21 protein-coding genes are annotated in these 17,079 nt (G+C 54.5%); 6 read left to right on the top strand and 15 right to left on the bottom strand.

The features are described from left to right. Positions 1–10 precede the first annotated feature (10 nt). Entirely contained in the window at positions 11–712 is a 702-nt protein-coding gene (locus HBA55_RS06725) for a CoA transferase subunit A (RefSeq protein ID WP_166988694.1), read from the bottom strand. A 150-nt stretch (positions 713–862) separates the two neighbouring features. Between HBA55_RS06725 and HBA55_RS06730 the strand changes: the two genes are divergently transcribed. Both HBA55_RS06730 and HBA55_RS06735 read left to right on the top strand, forming a co-directional pair. Continuing rightward, positions 863–1,798, top strand: a complete 936-nt coding sequence (locus HBA55_RS06730; RefSeq protein WP_166988696.1) for a LysR family transcriptional regulator — start codon at positions 863–865, stop codon at positions 1,796–1,798. 112 nt (positions 1,799–1,910) lie between these two features. Then, positions 1,911–2,225 carry a DUF3301 domain-containing protein gene (locus HBA55_RS06735; protein ID WP_206019589.1) on the top strand — a complete coding sequence of 105 codons (315 nt, stop codon included), beginning with the start codon at positions 1,911–1,913 and terminating at the stop codon, positions 2,223–2,225. 21 nt (positions 2,226–2,246) lie between these two features. On the opposite strand, the gene HBA55_RS06740 is transcribed toward HBA55_RS06735, so the two are convergent. Further along, positions 2,247–2,588 (bottom strand): DUF4124 domain-containing protein, encoded by a 342-nt coding sequence (locus HBA55_RS06740; protein WP_166988698.1) that lies wholly within the window; start codon positions 2,586–2,588, stop codon positions 2,247–2,249. A 156-nt stretch (positions 2,589–2,744) separates the two neighbouring features. Here HBA55_RS06740 and HBA55_RS06745 point away from each other — a divergent pair, with 156 nt between their 5' ends. Further along, complete coding sequence (locus HBA55_RS06745; RefSeq protein ID WP_166988700.1) at positions 2,745–2,885, top strand: hypothetical protein; 141 nt, start codon at positions 2,745–2,747, stop codon at positions 2,883–2,885. 431 nt (positions 2,886–3,316) lie between these two features. On the opposite strand, the gene HBA55_RS06750 is transcribed toward HBA55_RS06745, so the two are convergent. Beyond that, positions 3,317–4,126 carry a mechanosensitive ion channel family protein gene (locus tag HBA55_RS06750; RefSeq protein ID WP_166988702.1) on the bottom strand — a complete coding sequence of 270 codons (810 nt, stop codon included), beginning with the start codon at positions 4,124–4,126 and terminating at the stop codon, positions 3,317–3,319. A gap of 161 nt (positions 4,127–4,287) precedes the next feature. Beyond that, a complete protein-coding gene (gene smrA / locus HBA55_RS06755) occupies positions 4,288–4,878 on the bottom strand; it encodes a DNA endonuclease SmrA (protein WP_166988704.1) in 591 nt (196 codons plus the stop codon). Positions 4,879–5,036: 158 nt separating this feature from the next. Between smrA and HBA55_RS06760 the strand changes: the two genes are divergently transcribed. Beyond that, entirely contained in the window at positions 5,037–5,660 is a 624-nt protein-coding gene (locus HBA55_RS06760) for a TetR/AcrR family transcriptional regulator (protein ID WP_166988706.1), read from the top strand. 6 nt (positions 5,661–5,666) lie between these two features. On the opposite strand, the gene HBA55_RS06765 is transcribed toward HBA55_RS06760, so the two are convergent. The 8 genes from HBA55_RS06765 to rpsF all read right to left on the bottom strand — a co-directional run bounded on the left by HBA55_RS06765 (position 5,667) and on the right by rpsF (position 13,068). After that, positions 5,667–6,062: an acyl-CoA thioesterase gene (locus HBA55_RS06765; protein ID WP_338109368.1), complete on the bottom strand. Its 396-nt coding sequence runs from the start codon at positions 6,060–6,062 to the stop codon at positions 5,667–5,669. Positions 6,063–6,268: 206 nt separating this feature from the next. Next, positions 6,269–8,206: an acetate--CoA ligase gene (acs, locus tag HBA55_RS06770; protein WP_166988710.1), complete on the bottom strand. Its 1,938-nt coding sequence runs from the start codon at positions 8,204–8,206 to the stop codon at positions 6,269–6,271. Between the two features lie 130 nt (positions 8,207–8,336). Beyond that, on the bottom strand, positions 8,337–9,188 hold the full coding sequence (gene panC, locus HBA55_RS06775) for a pantoate--beta-alanine ligase (protein ID WP_166988712.1): 852 nt from the start codon (positions 9,186–9,188) through the stop codon (positions 8,337–8,339). 85 nt (positions 9,189–9,273) lie between these two features. Next, on the bottom strand, positions 9,274–10,668 hold the full coding sequence (gene dnaB, locus HBA55_RS06780) for a replicative DNA helicase (RefSeq protein WP_166989519.1): 1,395 nt from the start codon (positions 10,666–10,668) through the stop codon (positions 9,274–9,276). A 325-nt stretch (positions 10,669–10,993) separates the two neighbouring features. Further along, entirely contained in the window at positions 10,994–11,440 is a 447-nt protein-coding gene (rplI, locus tag HBA55_RS06785) for a 50S ribosomal protein L9 (RefSeq protein WP_166988714.1), read from the bottom strand. A gap of 44 nt (positions 11,441–11,484) precedes the next feature. Beyond that, positions 11,485–12,348, bottom strand: coding sequence for a hypothetical protein (locus tag HBA55_RS06790; protein ID WP_166988716.1), 864 nt, complete (start codon positions 12,346–12,348; stop codon positions 11,485–11,487). A 36-nt stretch (positions 12,349–12,384) separates the two neighbouring features. Next, on the bottom strand, positions 12,385–12,612 hold the full coding sequence (gene rpsR / locus HBA55_RS06795; protein WP_166988718.1) for a 30S ribosomal protein S18: 228 nt from the start codon (positions 12,610–12,612) through the stop codon (positions 12,385–12,387). Positions 12,613–12,624: 12 nt separating this feature from the next. Beyond that, positions 12,625–13,068, bottom strand: a complete 444-nt coding sequence (gene rpsF, locus HBA55_RS06800; protein WP_166988720.1) for a 30S ribosomal protein S6 — start codon at positions 13,066–13,068, stop codon at positions 12,625–12,627. Positions 13,069–13,265: 197 nt separating this feature from the next. Between rpsF and HBA55_RS06805 the strand changes: the two genes are divergently transcribed. Further along, entirely contained in the window at positions 13,266–13,814 is a 549-nt protein-coding gene (locus HBA55_RS06805; protein WP_166988722.1) for a Pycsar system effector family protein, read from the top strand. Positions 13,815–13,863: 49 nt separating this feature from the next. Continuing rightward, a complete protein-coding gene (locus HBA55_RS06810; RefSeq protein ID WP_166988724.1) occupies positions 13,864–14,328 on the top strand; it encodes a YaiI/YqxD family protein in 465 nt (154 codons plus the stop codon). A gap of 54 nt (positions 14,329–14,382) precedes the next feature. Here HBA55_RS06810 and arsJ read toward each other — a convergent pair whose 3' ends face one another. The 3 genes from arsJ to HBA55_RS06825 form a co-directional block, all read right to left on the bottom strand. Then, entirely contained in the window at positions 14,383–15,600 is a 1,218-nt protein-coding gene (gene arsJ / locus HBA55_RS06815; protein WP_166988726.1) for an organoarsenical effux MFS transporter ArsJ, read from the bottom strand. A gap of 22 nt (positions 15,601–15,622) precedes the next feature. Beyond that, positions 15,623–16,621: an ArsJ-associated glyceraldehyde-3-phosphate dehydrogenase gene (locus tag HBA55_RS06820; protein ID WP_166988728.1), complete on the bottom strand. Its 999-nt coding sequence runs from the start codon at positions 16,619–16,621 to the stop codon at positions 15,623–15,625. Positions 16,622–16,718: 97 nt separating this feature from the next. Continuing rightward, positions 16,719–17,060: an ArsR/SmtB family transcription factor gene (locus tag HBA55_RS06825; RefSeq protein WP_206019591.1), complete on the bottom strand. Its 342-nt coding sequence runs from the start codon at positions 17,058–17,060 to the stop codon at positions 16,719–16,721. Positions 17,061–17,079 lie beyond the last annotated feature (19 nt).

A 17,079-nucleotide genomic window follows, 5' to 3' on the forward strand; every position in this document is an offset into this window, starting at 1 on the left:
TCGTTTCTCCTCAGGCCTCACGCACGGTGCGCTGTTCAATACGTTTTTCAAAGGTGCCCTTGATCAGGCGATTCACATAGATGCCGGGGGTGTGGATCTGAGTGGGCTCCAGTTCGCCGGGCTCGACGATCTCTTCCACTTCCACCACGGTGATCTTGCCAGCAGTCGCAGCCATGGGGTTGAAGTTCTGCGCAGTGTGACGGAAAACCAGGTTGCCGTAGCGATCGGCCTTCCAGGCTTTGACAATGGCAAAGTCGCCGGTAATGGACTCTTCGAGGATATACTTGCGACCATTGAATTCCTTAACATCCTTGCCTTTACCCACTTCGGTGCCATAACCGGTAGCGGTGTAAAACGCCGGGATGCCCGCGCCGCCGGCACGCATCTTCTCCGCCAGAGTGCCCTGAGGGGTCAGCTCCACTTCGAGGTCACCAGCCAGCAGCTGCTCTTCAAACAGCTTGTTCTCGCCTACGTAGGAAGACACCATTTTCTTAATCTGGCGATCTTCCAGCAGTACACCGAGGCCAAAGCCATCCACGCCACAATTGTTGGAAACAATGGTCAGCTCACGGGTACCCTTGTGCTTGATTTCATTGATCAGATTCTCAGGTATGCCGCAGAGACCGAATCCGCCGGCAATGATGGTCATGCCATCTTCCAGACCGGCCATCGCCTCTTCGTAACTGCCCACCACTTTGTCAAAACCGGACATGGCGTCCTCCCAGAATGATTAAATCGGCTTGTGTTCGTTCAATGATGTTTAGAATGAGCCAGCCTCTTATATTTATCAAATCGAAATATTTCATTAATTAATAAATGTTTTAAAATAATAAGACTCCAACCAATCCATCGGATCTATCCCATGCCCAATGGCTCCTTCAATCCCAACAACATTACACTGAAGCAGGTCCGTGCCTTTGTCGCCGTGGCTCGCAGCCGCAGCTTTGCGGAAGCAGCGGCCCAGATACACCTGTCGCAGCCGGCCTTGAGTATTGCTATCAAGACCCTTGAGGACACGCTAGGCGGTAAACTTCTGTCCCGCACCACCCGTACCTTTGCCCTGACGCCCGAGGGCGAGAGCTTTTACCCCACCGCCCAACGCCTGTTGTTGGAGTGGGATCACGCCCTGGTGGATCTGGGCAACCGTTTTGCCCTTAAGACCGGTCGTATCACCCTCGCCGCCATGCCGTCTTTTGCAGCCAATCTGATGCCCCAGGCCTTGTTCCGGTTTCGCCAGCAGCACCCCAATATCAGGGTGGCATTACACGATGTCATTGCTGAAGAAGTGGTCCGGATGGTGCGTACAGGTCGTGCGGAGATCGGCATCAGCTTCGACCCTGGACAGCAAGAGGACCTGCTGTTCACGCCACTGTTTGAAGACGCCTTTGTGGTGGTATTACCGGTCGGTCACCCCCTGGAACCGAAGGCAGAAGTGGATATTCAGGCTCTCGGCGAATGGGATTTGATCACCCTGCAGGCCCCCTCCCAGGTCAGGGAGTTGATCGCGACAACCCTGCAACAGAATCAGCTCAGATTCAGTCCGGCGCTCGAAGCCCATCAGTTGGTAACCATCGGGCGTATGGTGGCCAAGGGTATGGGCATCAGCCTGGTACCGGCACTCTGCCAACAACAAATGTGTGAACTCGGGGCCATTTGTCGGCCCTTGAAGAACAATGTGTTAAGGCGTCAGGTCGGCGTATTGTCGAGAAGGCGTTACCCCCTGTCCGCCGCTTCAGACGCACTGCTTGATATTCTGGTGGAAACCTTTGCCGATCTAGAAACCCAGGCTTCGGATTAGCCAGTGACTGTGCACAGGTCTGTACCCACTTAGGTCTGGTTTGCAGACGGGCACTAGCTAGCTGTGCAAATTACTTTATAGTGTCAGCTCTGAAGTCTGGCCGGATTTAACCATGACCATATATGACCTAATCATCGCGAGTATCGTTGTCCTGGTGGGCATTGTTATCTGGCAGAACGCCGGCTTCAGGGACCGCGCCATGGGACTGGCCAGGCAAAATTGTGAACGCCTGGATGTGCAATTGCTGGATGACACCGTATCACTTAAGGCTCTGCGGGTTCGAAGAGATGCCCGCGGCAACCCCTGCCTGGCCAGACGCTACGAATTTGAATTTACCTCTACGGGAGAGCGCCGCCACCGGGGAGAGCTGCTGCTAATGGGCACGCGCCTGGCGGAATTTGAACTCGAGCCCCACCGGCTCCAGTAGTTCACGGCCGATTCTTTCCTATCAGCGACAGCTGTAGATCTTGCGCTCGTTACGCCTGTGATTGCGCTTCTTGTTCCAGCTCTTGGCTTCACTTTTGTAACCGATACTGGGATCACAGGATCCCTTTGGCTTAACGGTGCCGATGTTCTGCGGCACTTTGACCGATTTTGACTCTGCTCCTGCCCCCGGGGGCTTCATATCAGAAATATGCAACTGACCATTTTCATCAACCCAGTAGTAGACCATCTCCTCTTTGGTCACTGAGGTTTTCGCCGAAGCCATTGCAAGCCATAACAGAGTAAAGAGTAGTGTAAAGACTCTGAGCATCGCCTTTACCTCCCGTTCGCTTGTGGGGTGTTCCATAAGTTTAACCCCACACCTCCAAAGCGGCCAGTTTCAGTGGACCTGCGGGTTTGAAACCGGAATTAACACTCGCCTTGCACAGAGTTAACCCTCTCCGACAAACCTGGACAGATCTTTACAGTTGCTAAGCCTACTTAGGATTCAAATCCGTAGACTGTGTTTCAACGGTTAAGCAATCACCGACACACACCACCAAAGAGGATATACAACATGGCTATCATCGCACTGACTTACACCACCACCTTCGCCCTGCTGGGCATGATCGCTGCTGACGACCTGGCCGCAGCCATCAAGTAAGCCATTAACGAAGACCAAAGGAGATATTGAAATGACTGCTATCGCACTGACTTTTGTAACCGCTTTCGCCCTGCTTGGCCTGATCGCCGCTGACGACCTGGCAGCTGCAGTTCACTAAGACCCGTTAACAACCGAACTCATTGATTAATAAAGGAAATTGACCATGGCTATTATTGCACTGACCTTCACCACCAGCCTTTCTCTGCTGGGTCTGATCGCCGCCGACGACCTGCGTCCGCTGCTGAAGAAGTGATCCGCCTGATGCTGCTTAGCAAATCCTGAAGGCCTGCCCCTTAAAAGGCCTTCAGGAAATTAATTCCTCCCTCTCCCAACCTCTTTACTACTCTCCCCACAAATCTAAACTTCTCGCACTTGCTCCCTGTCCGGGTAAGCTCTCAATAGTGATTTTTTGCCCCTGCCGATTGTGCCCTTTATGCCTGTTTTTCGATGTGAACATCCATTTGCGGGAATGGTATTTCAATACCCAGCTCATCGAAGCGAATCTTGATCTTTTCATTAAGATCAAAGAAAACACCCCAATAATCCGGCGTATTTACCCAGGGACGCAGCACAAAGTTAACGGAAGAATCCGCCAGCTCGGACACCGCGATGGTCGCAGCGGGATCCTTGAGTATGCGCTCGTCCGCCTCCACCAGCTCCTGAAGGGTTTTCTTAACCAGCGCCAAATCAGCGCTGTAGCCCACACCCACGACCATATCCACACGGCGGGTTGGCAACGCAGAATAGTTGACAATATTGCCACCCATCACAGCATTGTTGGCTATAACGATGAGCTTGTTGTCACCGGTGGTCAAAATGGTGGAGAAAATGGAGATCTCCTTTACAACTCCTGATGCCCCACCGGCCTCAATAAAGTCACCCGCTTTGAAAGGACGGAATAGGATCAACAGCACACCGGCAGCAAAATTGGCCAGAGAGCCTTGCAGCGCAAAACCAATTGCCAAGCCTGCAGCACCAATGACGGCCACAAAAGAGGCGGTTTGAACACCCAACTGCCCCATCGCTGCAATAATCACCATGGTAAGCAGCGCGTAATAACTGATATTGCGTGTAAAACGGGCTACCGTGGCATCAACATTTTTGGCCGACATGGTCTTTTCCATGGTATCGGCGATTAAATTCGCCAACCACTTACCAACGATGTAGACCACCACCGCAAGGGCGATTTTGATGGCGTATGACGTCACCAGATCCATGATTCCATCGACATTGGTATCCATAATATCTCCTAGGAAAGGTTTATTTTTTCGAAAGAAATTGTTTAAAAATCAAACAAGAAGGAATAAAGCGCCGCGAAACGCCGTGATTTCGTAATTACTGTATAGCATAGATGGAAGACAGGACTGAAAAAATATCGTCCTGTAAAGGAATCGTAAAAAACTCAGGGACGCCGCTTTTGGTGTCGCTCCAGGTTTTCGTGGCGTTTGCGCTCACTCTTGCGCAGCAGCACGTAGGTGGCTCCCGTAGAACCGTGCTGTTTCTGGGCAGAGTGGAAAGCCAGAACCGCATCCAGTTGAGGCAGCCAGTGAGCGATGCAACTCTTCATCAATGCGGGTTGTTGCCGCCCCTCACCCTTGCCATGGGTGATCAGGGCGCAGCGGATATCGTATTCCAGACAATCGCGAATAAAGGTAAACACAGCGGTGCGCGCCTGTTCAACGCTGTGACGGTGCAGATCGAGTCGAGCGTCGATATGGTATTTACCCAGCCGCAGATTGCGAAACACACCGTGCTGGACACCGGGCCTCTGGAAGGACAACAGGGCATGAGGGTCTACAGCGTCAATAAACTCGCCGGAGAGCTCGTTGAAATTGGATTCCGGCTCCTCGGTTGCCGACTCGCGACGAGCCCGAATGGCGCTCTCAGACTCCTTGGATGACTTCAGCCCAACCCGGGCCTTGTGCTTGAGAGGCTTAACATCGCCCATGGCCTGGCGAAAATCATCAAAGTCGGAAGACTGCTCGTCGGACATGCTGCCCTGATTCCTGAAGTACTGCGGTAAACGGCCAATTATAACCTGCATCTGCCCAGAGTCTGAATGTCTCTCTGCAGTTGTATTCGTTTCTGACTGAAGTTTGTATCCAGGTCATCTCACGAGCTATAGTGAACAGTAACTGCAGAGGAGTGAGTATGTCCGCACAGGCCCTTGATCGCCGCAATATCAGTCCCCAGACACTGGAAAAATTGCGAGCGACGGTTATTCAGTTGTTCTCCCAGGGACTGTTCCACAAGGTGGGCATCCGTGATATCGCCAAACAGGCGGAAGTCGGCCCCCAAACCATCTACAAGTACTTTGGCAATAAAGACGAACTGATTTTTGCCTGTATCAAACCCGATCTTGAGGCGTTAACCGAAGAGCTGCAAAGGGCGGTGGAGGACGCCGGCACGCAGGCGCTGGACCAGTTTCGAGCTTTTCTGTTTGCTTTTGTCGGTTATTACCTGCGCAACCGACGGATTGCAGAGATCGTATACTTCACCATCCCTGCCCGGCAGTGGGTTGCCAACCCGGAATTTACCCAGGATGGAATGATGAATCTGTTGGAACAGGTACTGGAGCTCGGGCAGAGCCAGGGCAGCGTGCGCGCAGACGCCTCCGCGAAAGAGCTGGTTGACCTGATGGCGGGGGCATTCAGTCGTTATATCATGCGCAAGTTGACGGAATTACAGATGCAAGACGCCGATCAGGAGTGTGAGCATCTGCTGCGTCTTGCATTACCGTTGGTGCAACAGAGCCCAGTTAAGACCGGGACTTAATTGAGTTCAGTCTATCGCCATCACGGCTGATCCGTAGATGTCCTTGAACTCCGCCGGCATGCGCTTCGGTCGACCGCTGCTGATTTCGATACAGACCAGCTGCCAGCGCGCCCTGAGAACCGTCACACCATCACAGGCACGGATTACCTGAAAACGCCGTTCCATGGACAAGCGGCCATCATTGGCGGTGAGCCAGGTCCCCACCAGCAACGCCTGATCCAGGTAAGCGGACTGAATATAGTCGTATTCTCCGTGGCGAATGGCCATGGCGCGATCCAGTCGCTGATAATCGTCCAAACCCAAACCCAGCTGTTGGGAATGGGCCCAGCCGGCATCCTGGCACCAGCTGACAAACACGGCGTTGTTAACATGCTGCAAGCCGTCAATATGGTCTGGGCCCACGCGGACTTCGTGGAGATAAGGAGAGGGATGGTCCCAAGAGGCGGGACGGCTACTGAAGGACTCGTGGTGACTCATGGAGTTGGCAAAACGTCATATCGGGGTAAACGCGTATTTTGCCAGCTTTAACAATGATAAACCACGCACAAAGAAAGGAACAAGAAAGAGACGGGACCAGGGTGGGCCCCACCTCTCAGCGCTCGCTGGAATTAGCGATTCAGACGATTGTCGATCAGCTGATCCACTACTGAAGGATCCGCAAGGGTGGAGGTATCTCCCAGGTTCTCCAGCTCATTGGCGGCAACTTTCCGCAGAATCCGGCGCATGATCTTGCCGGAACGGGTTTTCGGCAGGCCCGGCGCCCACTGAATCCAGTCCGGTTTGGCAATGGGGCCGATTTCCTGAACACACAGGTTAATCAGCTCTTTCTTCAGCTCATCAGTGCCTTCAACACCCACCATGGGTGTCACGTAGCAATAGATACCCTGGCCCTTAATGTCATGAGGTGCACCCACGACAGCGGCTTCAGAAATCTGAGGATGCAGGACCAGCGCACTTTCGATTTCCGCAGTACCCATACGATGGCCGGAGACATTCAACACATCATCGACACGGCCGGTGATCCAGTAAAAGCCATCTTCATCACGGCGGGCGCCGTCACCGGTAAAGTAATAACCGGGGTAAGTGCTGTAATAAGTATCCACACAGCGCTGGTGATCCCCGAACACGCTGCGGATTTGGCTGGGCCAAGAGGCTTTGATAGCCAGGCTGCCTTCACAGGGCCCTTCGATTTCTTTGCCTTCGGCATCCAGAATGACCGGTTGCACACCGAAGAAAGGCAAGGTTGCAGAACCTGGCTTAAGATCGGTGGCCCCCGGCAGCGGAGTTAACATGTGCGCGCCGGTTTCGGTCTGCCACCAGGTGTCAACGATGGGGCAGCGGGTTTCGCCAACGACATTGTGATACCACTCCCAGGCTTCCGGGTTGATTGGCTCGCCCACAGTACCCAATAGACGCAACGAGGAGCGGGAGGTCTGGGTCACTAACTCATCACCGGCGCCCATCAATGCGCGAATGGCGGTAGGTGCGGTGTAGAAGATGTTAACTTGGTGTTTATCCACTACCTGCCAGAAGCGCGAAGCGTCGGGGTATGTGGGCACACCTTCAAACATGAGCGTAATGGCGCCATTGGCCAGAGGACCATAGACGATATAGCTGTGGCCGGTAACCCAACCCACATCCGCGGTGCACCAGTAAACGTCACCTTCGTGGTAGTCAAAGGTGTATTTGTGAGTCATTGCGGACTGCAGCAGATAGCCGGCTGTGGTGTGCAAAACACCCTTGGGCTTGCCGGTGGAGCCAGAGGTGTAGAGGATAAACAGGGGGTCTTCCGCTGCCATGGCTTCAGGTTCACATACGGCCGAAGCATTGGCGGTTGCCTCGCCATACCAGATGTCGCGTCCTTCAGTCCATGCAACGTCATTGCCGGTCCGCTGGACCACTACGCAGGTGTGAACATCCGGGCAGCCTTCAAGGGCTTTGTCCGCATTGACCTTGAGCGGGACGGAACGGCCACCGCGAACACCTTCGTCGGCGGTGATCACTACCTGGCAATCGGAGTCGAGAATACGGCCCTGCAGAGCGTCGGGAGAGAAGCCGCCAAACACCACCGAATGCACTGCGCCGATGCGGGCACAAGCCAGCATGGCGTAAGCCGCCTCGACAATCATGGGCATGTAGATGCAAACGCGATCACCCTTTTTAACGCCACGTTCTTTCAGTACATTGGCCAGCTTGCACACCTCGTCGTGCAGCTGTTGGTAGGTAATCTTTTTGTCGTCGGTGGGCTCGTCGCCCTCCCAGATGATGGCAGTCTGGTCCGCGCGGCTGCTCAGGTGGCGATCGATACAGTTAACGCTGACATTGAGCTCACCGCCATCAAACCAGTTAGCCGTACCCTGGTGAAAATCGAACTCCTGAACCTTGCCGAACGGCTTGCTCCAAGTCAGGAATTCGTTGGCCTGTTCGGCCCAGAACTGGTCCGGGTTTTCCACCGATTGGCGGTACATGGCATCGTACTTTTGTTTGTCGATCCAGGCGTTGCTGGCAACCTCTGTGGGTACCGGGTAGACGTGAACTTCGGACATGTTGACTCCCTAATAATGTGAAAATTCTTTTAGTTGAATCCATCATAGACCAGCAAAAGTTAATCCTGAACCCCCACTTTAGTAGGAAGCGAGAACTCATTTTTTTCACATTAGACTTTAGTCTAAGAATTTAGCTTAGGGAGAGAGAAACATTGTCTATCAGACGCGCGGCACTGGTATACATGGCGCCCAGCACGGTAATTTCCGTGTCGTCCACAGCGGCGGGGTCCAGGGTTTTGCTGTCTGAAATGGTGAAGTAATCCACCCGAAAACCGGCCTCCTCGATCTGCTGTTTGGCCTCGGCCTCCAGCACCTCAAAATCCTTGCGGCCGCCTTTGATTTCTTCTGCCACCCAGTTGAGGCTTTGGTTCAGCTGATTCACCCGCGGACGCTCTTCTTCGGTGATATAACCATTGCGGGAACTCATCGCCAGGCCGTCGGTTTCCCGGTGAATCTCACCCGCGGTAATTTGAACAGGCATACACAGGTCTTCTGCCATCCGTCGGATCACAGCCAGCTGCTGGTAGTCCTTTAGGCCGAATACGGCTTCATCCGGTTGCACGATGTTAAACAGTTTGGTGACAACGGTGGTTACCCCTTCGAAGTGTCCCGGACGGCTGGCACCACAGAGCACATCCGTCATGGTCGGGCAGATCACCCGCGTCTGAGTATCCATGCCATTGGGGTACATCTCGCGGTCATCGGGATGGAACAGGTAATCACAATTGGCGTCGCGCAGGCGCTGGCAATCGGTCTGAAAGGTGCGGGGATACTTATCCCAATCTTCATTCAGACCAAACTGGAGTCCATTGACAAAGATCGAACAGACCACAATGTCGTTGGTCTGCTGGGCTTTTTTGACCAGCTCGATGTGAGCGTCATGAAGATTGCCCATGGTCGGAACAAAACCAATGCGTTTGCCGGCCAGGCGCTCCTGTTTGAGGGCATCACGCAGTGAGGCAATATGATGGAATATTTGCATACTGTTTGTCTCTCGAAGAACCATTGATTACCGTCTGCGCGGCTTGGATTGGATGGATCGCTCTAATTCAGTATTGATCTGTTACTCAGAAATCGTCCGCCTGATTGAAATATTCGGGAGCAAGATTTTCGAAGCGTGTGAACTTGCCGACAAAGGCCGCTTTACTGGTACCCACCTCACCGTTACGCTGTTTACCCACAATCAGCTCGGCGATGCCCTTGTCCGGGCTGTCTTCGTTGTAATATTCGTCGCGATAGATAAACAGAATGACATCGGCATCCTGCTCGATGGCTCCCGATTCCCGCAGGTCGGAGTTCATCGGGCGCTTGTTGGGTCGTTGCTCAACACCCCGATTCAACTGTGATAAGGCGATCACCGGGCAGCTGTATTCCTTCGCCAGAGCCTTGAGCGAGCGCGAAATTTCTGAAATTTCCTGGGTCCGGCCTTCGCTGCGGCCAGCCACCTGCATCAGCTGCAGGTAATCCAGCATTATCACCCCGGGGCGGCTGTTCTCCTCCAGCTCCTCCAGTGGCATCTGCGGGTGCTTTTGTTGCAGCTCGATCTGATAGCTGCGCGTGACCCGTTTGACACGCGCTCTCACTTCCTGAGGCGTCAGCCCCGGCGTGTCGTCAATAAACAGCGGCTTGTCCTTCATTTTGGCCACCGCAGCCGAAAGCTTCGGCCAATCTTCTTCTGTCAGCGAGCCGTCGCGTAATTTACCCGCATCGATTCGACCAATGGATGACAACATCCGCATCACCAGAGAGTCCGCCGGCATTTCCATGCTGAATACCAGGGAAGGCTTGTTTTGGGTCATCAGCGCCGCTTCGACGAAATTCAGGGCCAACGCGGTCTTCCCCATCGAGGGCCGCGCAGCCAGAATAATCATCTCGCCAGGCTGCCAGCCGGAGGTACGCTGATCGAGATCCGTCAGTCCAGTGGATAATCCGGTGATTTCAGAATCGGAGCGAAAGCGGGCATCGATTTTTTCCACCGATACCTTGAGCAGGGTATTTACGTCGAGAAAGCCGCCCTCCTTGGGGCGATCCTCGGCAATCTCGGCAACCTTTTTCTCCGCCATTTGCAGCAGATCGTCAGAGTCGAGGCCCGCAGGATTGAGGCTGGAACGACTGATCTCGTTGGCCGCATTGATGAGCTGCCGCAGGGTGGCCCGTTCGCGAACGATACGTCCATAGGCGGCAATATTGGCGGCACTGGGTGTGTGAGTCGCCATCTCTGACAGATAAGCCAGACCACCGACACGCTCTAACAAGTCGTGTCGATTGAGCTCTTCGGAAAGAGTAATCACATCAAGAGGCTGACCTGCATCACTGAGCTTGGCCATCATCTGGTAGATCAGGCGGTGACTTTCCCGGTAGAAGTCCTCCTCGCCCATGACTTCGGCCACGGCATCGAAGCGCTGGTTGTCCAGCATCAGACCGCCCAACACCGCCTGTTCGGCCTCAATCGAGTGAGGCATAGGGTCTTCTACCTGATCCACGGGGCCGGCGCCGTCTGGGAAAAAGTCCGGTTCGTAGTCAGACTCGTAGGCAGGTGAATCAGTCATAGTGGAATGGGCCGTGTGTCAGTGGCAGAAAAACAAAGGGGGTAGTTTGCAACACCCGGGCACACAAGAGAAGTGCTTTATACGCAAACGGGGCACTACCCGTATTCCAGCGTTGATCGGCTGGATAGGATAGTGCCCCGCGCGCGTGATTTCTGCCGGAACTGGGGACAGCCCCGGCAGGGAATCAATGCTTGTAGATCAGCGCATGGCTTTTCTGTAGCAGCTTGGCAGCAACTACTTACTCAGCAACAACGATAACCTTAACTGCCTGAATGACTTCAGCGTGCAGCTGTACGTCAATCTCGTACTCGCCAACTTCACGCAGAGTTCCTGCAGGCAGCTTAACTTCAGACTTGCTGATCTCAACACCGCCCTGGGAGATGGCAGCGGCCAGGTCACGAGTACCCAGGGAGCCGAACAGCTTGCCTTCATCACCGGCGTTGGCAGTGATGGTCACTTCCAGCTCAGCCAGCTGAGCGGCGCGGGCTTCAGCAGAAGCCTTCTTCTCGGCAGCGGCAGCTTCCAGCTCGGCGCGGCGGGCTTCAAAGTCAGCCACATTAGCGGCGGTAGCGGGGATAGCCTTCCCCTGTGGGATCAGGAAGTTACGACCGAAACCGGCCTTAACAGTTACCTGGTCGCCGATGTTACCCAGCTTACCCACTTTTTCGAGCAGAATAACGTTCATTTCGTTAATCCTCTAAGTCAAATTGTAGTGTTCTGCGACAGCGCTTATTGGTCGCGATCATCGGTTTTGTCGATCTCCGATGTCGCCGGCGCCAGACGCGAACGAAAGTCTGTCCAAGTATCCAGTAACGCAAGCACAATAATCAGTGGGCCTGCGAACAGAAGTACCAAATAAAACAAGATCAGCCACTGTGCACCCATACCCCTGGCCTTAACCAACCGATGGGCAATGGCTGCCCCGGTGACCATCAGCGGCAGAGCAAACAAGCTCGCCCAATGCTGATAGTCCAGCCCCTGGCGCCAGCAGTACAGGGTTGCCGCGAAGCAAACCAGCGCCGGCACGGGCCCCAACCGCACTTGGTGGAACTCCGTCTGTAACCCGCCCGGGTTGTAGAGCATCGCCTGCCACCAGCGCGCCAGCAGCAGACTCAACAGGGCGTTTACCGCCATCACATAGCCAACCAGTCCCACCACAAATGTCTCGCTGGGCAGCGATAACGGTGATGGTTCACCGGTCTGCTGGGCTTGCTCTTGCATCTGCTTGAGCATATCGCCCAGCGCTTCGGTAACATCCGCCACCGGGTCAGGGATAGAGCTGGCTAATACCAGGCTGCCAAGGCAACTCAGGGTGACCAGCCCCATCAGGCAGACTGACCAGTTGGAGCTGTTCCGCAGAACCAGCGCCATCACAAAGGTCAGCAACAAACCCAGCAGGGTTACCGAGGGCATCAAGGGCCCCATATCACTGAGCCAGAACGCGGCCAGTGCGGGTAACAGCGCCCACAGCAGGATCAGTGATCCGTCCAATGGGCCGCGACGCAAGCTAACCAGCGCCGCTGTGGCCGGACTGATGAGTGGAAACCAGCTTCCAATCAGAGCAATCACAATGGCCTGTGCGCGGCCACGCATAATAAATTCTGCCAGAGCGCGCACAATAATCTTGTCTTAGTCGTGACTGTCCGTGTATGGCAGCAGAGCCAGGTAGCGAGCGCGCTTGACAGCGGTAGCCAGCTGACGCTGATACTTGGCTTTGGTACCGGTGATACGGCTGGGTACAATCTTGCCGGTCTCTGAAACGTAGGCTTTCAGAGTATCCAGGTCTTTGTAGTCGATCTGCTTAACGCCTTCGGCGGTAAAACGGCAGAACTTACGACGACGGAAAAAACGTGCCATGGTGTTGACTCCTTACTCTTCGCCAGCGTTGTCAGCGGCAGGGGCTTCTGCGGGAGCAGCGGCAGCTGGCTTCTCGGCAGACTCTTCACGGCGCTCTTGACGTTCCTGACGGTTCGCCTTGCGCTCGCGGCTCTCTTTTTCCGCTTTCATGATGGGAGACTCTTCAGTTACAGCCTCGTCGGTGCGAATCACCAGATTACGCAGCACGGCATCGTTGTAACGGAAGTTGGTAGTCAACTCGTCCAGTACTTCTTCAGTACACTCAACATTCATCAGAATGTAGTGAGCCTTGTGGATTTTGTTGATGGAGTAGGCCAACTGGCGGCGACCCCAGTCTTCCAGACGGTGAACAGCACCACCCGCATCCTTGATGGACGCAGTGTAACGCTCGATCATGCCTGATACTTGCTCGCTCTGGTCCGGGTGAACCAGGAACACAATTTCGTAATGACGCATTTTAGCTCCTTACGGGTTAAAGCCTCCCGGGCGAAAATCGCTCAGTGAGGCAAGGAGAACCGGGAAGTTAAACCCCCGGCTATATTTCGGGCCGCGGATAATAGGGCTTTTACCTACCAAATGCAAGGCAGGTGCAACATCCCAGCGGATATTGACTACTCTTATACATGGATTGTTTGGAACAATAGAGCCAATACATGGATCAGAGCACGACCACAAAACCCCCTGCCGGCGTCGCTGAGCCGGATAAAGACGTCATATACGCACTGCGCACCGCCCAGCAAAGCCAGATTCAGCTCAGCATTGTGGCGGATCAAAAGGCCAACATCGTTATCGGTATTTGCCTGATTCTGATGTCCATTATGCACAGCCGCCTGCTGGTTAACGCCGCCCTGCCGCCCACACCCTTGCTGCTGGTTTCCTGTGCCATCGGCGTGGCTTTTGTAACCGCAATTCTGGTGGTCATGCCACGGACAAAGACCCTGCACCTGGATGCCGCCCGTGACATGCCTGACCCACTGTTCTTTGGCAGCTTTGCCAATATCAGCCTGGACGACTATCGCGATTATATGACCACTACGCTGACCAACAATGAAACCGCAAGGCGTATGCTGGTGACAGACATTTACTTTGCCGGAGCCGTTTTGGGTCGTAAGTACCTTATGTTGCAAATCAGCTACGCAGCGCTGCTGCTGGCCGGTATTCTGTCGTTCGGCGCCATACTGTCCCAGAGCCTGCCCATTTAGTGCTCCCTCAAGTACACTGGCGGCCCTGCACACACTGTCCGGAGCGCACATGAAGATCTGGGTTGACGCCGATGCCACCCCCAAACCCGTCAAGGAAATCCTGTTCAGGGCAGCTCAACGTGAGAAAGTGACCACCACCCTGGTGGCCAACCAGGGGCTCAGCACTCCCAACTCTCCTTATTTGAAGGCGGTCCAGGTCAGCAGTGGTTTCGATGTGGCCGACAACTATATTGTGCAAGAGTGCGAGGCAGGTGACATCGTGATCACAGCGGACATCCCACTGGCCGCAGAGGTTGTCGAGAAAGGGGCCCTGGCCATCAACCCTCGAGGTGAAAAGTACACCCGTGAGAATATCCGCCAGCGTCTGGCCATGCGGGATTTTATGGAACAGATGCGCTCAGCGGGCGAAGTGACGGGTGGTCCCAAGGCCTATAACCAGCAGGACCGGCAGGCGTTTGCCAACAGCCTGGATCGGCTGCTGGCTCAGGCCAGGCGCATGCAGCTTAAACCATAGGCCCTAATAACACAGATCTTAATAACGCAGGTGCAGGCGCTTGGAGACAATGCCTTATTGGGTCACCCGGGCAGCTCGCGGCAGGCCGGTCGATGCCAACGCCGCCAGCAACACCATCAGCGAAGAGGCCAGCAAGCAAGCCTCAAGACCAAAGAACTGGTAGATGCTTCCGGACAACACCGTACCCAACAGGCGTCCGGCAGCATTAGCCATATAATAGAAGCCTACATCCAGCGACACGCCATCTGCCTTGGCGTAGGACACAATTAAATACGAGTGCACAGCGGAGTTAATCGCAAACACACCGCCAAAGGCCAGCAATCCGGAAACCACTACCCACTCAGCAGGCCAGCCCAGCCAGCAGCCCACCGCAATCAGAGCCGGCAACCCACTTAACACCATTGCCCACCACAGTGCCGCATGGCCGTCCGGAACTCTTCCTGCAGCCTGTCCGGTCAAGCGCGGCGCCTGGGCCTGCACTATGCCATAACCGATCACCCAAACTGCCAACAGACTGCCAACCGCTGTATGGCTCCATCCCAACCGGGATTGGAGAAATACCGGCAAAGCCACCACAAACCATACATCCCGAGCTCCAAACAGAAACAACCGCGCGGCAGACAATCGATTGATGGAGCCGCTCTTGGACAATAGATCCTGGAATTTCGGCTTGAAGGAGGTCTTGCCCAAATTGCGATCAAGCAATAGAAAGCTGGTAACCAAGACAATCGCCAGAGCAGCGGCCATAACTGCAACCGCGCCACGAAACCCCAGCCAGGTCATTAACACCGCTCCCAGAAAAAAACCCACTCCCTTCAGCGTGTTTTTGGACCCGGTCAATAGCGCCACCCAGCGATACAGCTGACCTTGCTGATCATCAGGGATCAGCGTTTTGATACTGCTCTTGGCACTCATTTTGTTCAGGTCTTTAGCGATACCCGACAACGCCTGAGCCACCATGACGTAGGCCACACCAAGCAGGGAGGGCTCCACAGCCAGCATCCCCAACGCGACGATCTGCAGTCCCAACCCCATATGCATGGTGAGGTTGAGCCCTATCCTGGCCGCCAGCCAACCTCCCACCAGATTGGTAACCACCCCGAAAAACTCGTACAACAGGAACAGGGTTGCCACTTGCAACGGGCTGTAGCCCAAACCGTGAAAGTAGAGCACCACCAGCATCCGCAGGGCGCCATCGGTCAGGGTGAAAGCCCAATAGCTGGCGGTCACAACCAAATACTGAGCAACACTTCGGGGCAGCTGGGAAAACATGCTCTGATTACCGACACCGCTGTTAAAGTGAACGCGCCACTTTCGCAGCCAGCTCCATCATGCGATTGACATAGCCCACTTCATTGTCATACCAGGCCAGAATCTTTACCTGTGTGCCATTGATCACCATGGTTGATGGCGCGTCGACAACACTGGAGCGGGTGTCGTTGGTATAATCCACCGATACCAGCGGGCGCTCCTCATAGCCCAACACACCGCTCAAACGATCCTGTGAAGCCGCCTTCAACGCCTCATTCACTTGCTCAACGGTCACTCTACGCTCTATCTCGAACACGCAATCAGTAAGCGAGGCATTGGCCAGGGGCACCCGTACCGCGACCCCATTCAACCGCCCTTTCAGTTCCGGAAAAATCTCAGTGATGGCTGTCGCCGATCCTGTGGAGGTGGGAATCAGAGACATGCTGCTGGCGCGGGCCCGACGTAAATCCTTGTGGTATTCATCGAGAATACTCTGGGTATTGGTAATATCGTGGATGGTGGTGATTGAGCCGTGGCGAATGCCAAATTCTTTGTGAATCACATCCACCACCGGCGCCAGGCAATTGGTGGTGCAGGACGCTGCGGTGATAATGTCCTGTGAGCCGTCATAACGATCATCATTCACGCCCATGACCACATTGAGTGTTCCATCTTTGACCGGTGCTGATACCACGACCTTGCGAACACCTGCGTCCAGATAGGGCTGCAAAGCTTCCTTGGACTTGAACTTACCAGTGCACTCGACCACCAGGTCCACCTGCTGCCAGGGTCCGTCTTCAAGCGCCGTGCGACTGGAATAACTCACCCGCTTGCCATCAATAATCAATGCGTCGTCGTCGGCTCTGACCTCACGATTCCACTGACCATGGACGGAATCGAACTGCAGAAGGTGTGCCGCGGTGGCAGCATCACCGGCTTTTTCATTGATGTGCACGATTTCGATGTCTTCCCACCCCCAAGCGGCTCGCAGCGCCAGCCTGCCCATGCGTCCAAAGCCATTGATTCCTATGCGAACCGCCATTATTCGTCACCTCTATTCAAACTGCTTCAACCAAGAAAATGCATATGCGTATAAGCAAATATATTAAATAAAATCGATTGCAAAAATATGACCCGTACTAGCAGCAGCCAGCACCTTCGACGGCGATCAGCTTTTCCAGATCGGCTTTAAAATCGACGCTCTGTGCTGCTTCGTGTTTGAACGAAGACAGCAGTTCCCCCATAAACGCCGGGTTACCCTGGAGCTGGTAGTGCACCCAGACCCCATCACGGCGGGTGGTGACCAAACCATTATTACGCAAATAGGCCAGGTGGCGGGAAACAACACTCTGGGACAGTTCCAGCGCTTCCACCAGATCACATACGCAAAGCTCGCCGCGTTCGGCCAACAGGTAAATCACCCGCAACCGTACCGGTTCCGACAACGCCTTAAACAGGCTGGCATATTCATTCACAGTCATGGCGCCATTATATTTGCCT

Source organism: Pseudomaricurvus alkylphenolicus (genome assembly GCF_011683955.1).
GTDB lineage: Bacteria > Pseudomonadota > Gammaproteobacteria > Pseudomonadales > Cellvibrionaceae > Pseudomaricurvus > Pseudomaricurvus alkylphenolicus.

Excerpts from the sequence above, each read along its gene's own strand:
- HBA55_RS06725 (WP_166988694.1), bottom strand. The coding sequence starts at position 712 with ATGTCCGGTTTTGACAAAGTGGTGGGCAGTTACGAAGAGGCGATGGCC.
- HBA55_RS06730 (WP_166988696.1), top strand. The coding sequence starts at position 863 with ATGCCCAATGGCTCCTTCAATCCCAACAACATTACACTGAAGCAGGTC.
- HBA55_RS06735 (WP_206019589.1), top strand. The coding sequence starts at position 1,911 with ATGACCATATATGACCTAATCATCGCGAGTATCGTTGTCCTGGTGGGC.
- HBA55_RS06740 (WP_166988698.1), bottom strand. The coding sequence starts at position 2,588 with ATGGAACACCCCACAAGCGAACGGGAGGTAAAGGCGATGCTCAGAGTC.
- HBA55_RS06750 (WP_166988702.1), bottom strand. The coding sequence starts at position 4,126 with ATGGATACCAATGTCGATGGAATCATGGATCTGGTGACGTCATACGCC.
- smrA (WP_166988704.1), bottom strand. The coding sequence starts at position 4,878 with ATGTCCGACGAGCAGTCTTCCGACTTTGATGATTTTCGCCAGGCCATG.
- HBA55_RS06760 (WP_166988706.1), top strand. The coding sequence starts at position 5,037 with ATGTCCGCACAGGCCCTTGATCGCCGCAATATCAGTCCCCAGACACTG.
- acs (WP_166988710.1), bottom strand. The coding sequence starts at position 8,206 with ATGTCCGAAGTTCACGTCTACCCGGTACCCACAGAGGTTGCCAGCAAC.
- panC (WP_166988712.1), bottom strand. The coding sequence starts at position 9,188 with ATGCAAATATTCCATCATATTGCCTCACTGCGTGATGCCCTCAAACAG.
- dnaB (WP_166989519.1), bottom strand. The coding sequence starts at position 10,668 with ATGCCTCACTCGATTGAGGCCGAACAGGCGGTGTTGGGCGGTCTGATG.
- rplI (WP_166988714.1), bottom strand. The coding sequence starts at position 11,440 with ATGAACGTTATTCTGCTCGAAAAAGTGGGTAAGCTGGGTAACATCGGC.
- HBA55_RS06790 (WP_166988716.1), bottom strand. The coding sequence starts at position 12,348 with ATGCGTGGCCGCGCACAGGCCATTGTGATTGCTCTGATTGGAAGCTGG.
- rpsR (WP_166988718.1), bottom strand. The coding sequence starts at position 12,612 with ATGGCACGTTTTTTCCGTCGTCGTAAGTTCTGCCGTTTTACCGCCGAA.
- rpsF (WP_166988720.1), bottom strand. The coding sequence starts at position 13,068 with ATGCGTCATTACGAAATTGTGTTCCTGGTTCACCCGGACCAGAGCGAG.
- HBA55_RS06805 (WP_166988722.1), top strand. The coding sequence starts at position 13,266 with ATGGATCAGAGCACGACCACAAAACCCCCTGCCGGCGTCGCTGAGCCG.
- HBA55_RS06810 (WP_166988724.1), top strand. The coding sequence starts at position 13,864 with ATGAAGATCTGGGTTGACGCCGATGCCACCCCCAAACCCGTCAAGGAA.
- arsJ (WP_166988726.1), bottom strand. The coding sequence starts at position 15,600 with ATGTTTTCCCAGCTGCCCCGAAGTGTTGCTCAGTATTTGGTTGTGACC.
- HBA55_RS06820 (WP_166988728.1), bottom strand. The coding sequence starts at position 16,621 with ATGGCGGTTCGCATAGGAATCAATGGCTTTGGACGCATGGGCAGGCTG.
- HBA55_RS06825 (WP_206019591.1), bottom strand. The coding sequence starts at position 17,060 with ATGACTGTGAATGAATATGCCAGCCTGTTTAAGGCGTTGTCGGAACCG.